The 1,606-nt window shown below is 31.1% G+C and carries 1 protein-coding gene; it reads right to left on the bottom strand.

Annotation, left to right across the window (positions count from 1 at the left end; all coding sequences use genetic code 11):
- Positions 1-57: 57 nt before the first annotated feature.
- Complete coding sequence (locus tag BHE89_RS26180; protein ID WP_286146234.1) at positions 58-879, bottom strand: DNA internalization-related competence protein ComEC/Rec2; 822 nt, start codon at positions 877-879, stop codon at positions 58-60.
- Between the last annotated feature and the right edge of the window lie 727 nt (positions 880-1,606).

The raw sequence follows: 1,606 nt of genomic DNA, 5'->3' as shown, positions 1-1,606 counted from the left end.
ATTAACGGTACGGTAATAAAAGAAATAACAGGAACTGCCCACAAATTAACGATAAAACTAAAAAAAATTAGCACCATTAAATAAATATAATTGAAATGGTAACAAAATAATTAATAAACCAAATTGTAAATGTACCAATCGTAAAATAAACCACCGTTTTTGATAATTATATTTAGTTTTTAATGGATACATCCAATACCAAAAAATAATGGCAAATACAGCAGAAAAGGAAAGCCAGAAACTGGCTGAAAGGATAGAAAGAGGTTCAATAATAAGAATGAGTGCGGCGCTCCAAAGTACCCATTGCCAAGGTAAAAATAATCGGTTTGCCCAATGTAAAATCACCCAAACGGTTAATCCAATAACAGCTCTTGTTGCTGGTATTCCCCAACCTGATAACGCAGCATAGAAAACCCCACATAGCCAAGCTATGACTAATGGAAACTGTGGATTAATCCATCTGATAGGAAATATAAATTGAATACTTCTTGCAATGATCCAGCCAGCACAAGCAGCTAAACCTATATGCAACCCCGATATCACAATTAAATGTGCAACTCCTGTTTTGATATAGAGATCTTTCTTCTCAGGTTCAATATATCGCTTATTACCTAAGACTAAAGCAATAATTTCGCCTTTATTTTCTGCAGTTTGCCAATAAGTTGAAAGGGTTTGAATAAATTGAGTACGCAGTGATGTATCATCTCGGATAAACTGGGCCGTCATCACTTTACCTGTTAACGTTTCTTTCATAGAAACAGCATACTTTTGACTATCAAACCCACCTTCATTTAAATAGCTATGTACTGCTCTGAATTGAATTTTAAATTTCCAATATTGCCCTACTGCTATATTTTTAGGGGGATTTCGCCAATACACGTTAGCATAAACAGATGATGAGAAGCGCGTTTTTTTTGGTAATGGGTATTTTGATAATAATATTACCCTCTGTTAATTGGCGATATTCCATAATTTTGGTTTCAAATATTACTATATTATCGGCAAACTGCTCCGTTCTCGTCATTAAGGATGATGCAGCCATATTTGAATAAACCCAGAAAAACAGAAAGATAGAGAAAAATCGTAATGAACGAAAAGGAAAAAATAATAAAAATAATGCAACAAAAATAGTAATAGAATAAATAGTCTGACTAAAAAGTGTATGTTGAACTAATAACGGTAAACAGCCTAATATCATTGCTAAAGCAATACTATCTAAAGTTAATTTGTGAAATAAAGTTTTGAAATAAGCTGAATGAAAACACTTCCGTTTTATTGATAATACCTCTAACTTAAAAAAAACCATCAATTCGATTCAAATAAAATCATTCTCAGACATCCTTGCCTTCAATCATTCTTTAAATATCATGATATTATCATTTAGTTAAAGAAATACTTTTATGCCATCTTTTAGACGATGCTTTATAAAAAAGAAAAAGATCTCTTGTTACATACAATAAATTTTGAGAAGAAACTCATAAAAAAGAAAAACAACTAAGTGAGTTCAGTAATTAAATAGAGAAATTAAAAACTAAAGCGGATTATAGTAATAAAAAGAAAGGTACATGGTGGATAAAATAAATAGAGCGAATTGAATAAGTTAGAA

Origin of the sequence: Shigella sp. FC1967, assembly GCF_001743005.1 — a bacterium.
Classification (GTDB): domain Bacteria; phylum Pseudomonadota; class Gammaproteobacteria; order Enterobacterales; family Enterobacteriaceae; genus Proteus.
This window is presented reverse-complemented; position numbering and strand designations above follow the sequence as displayed.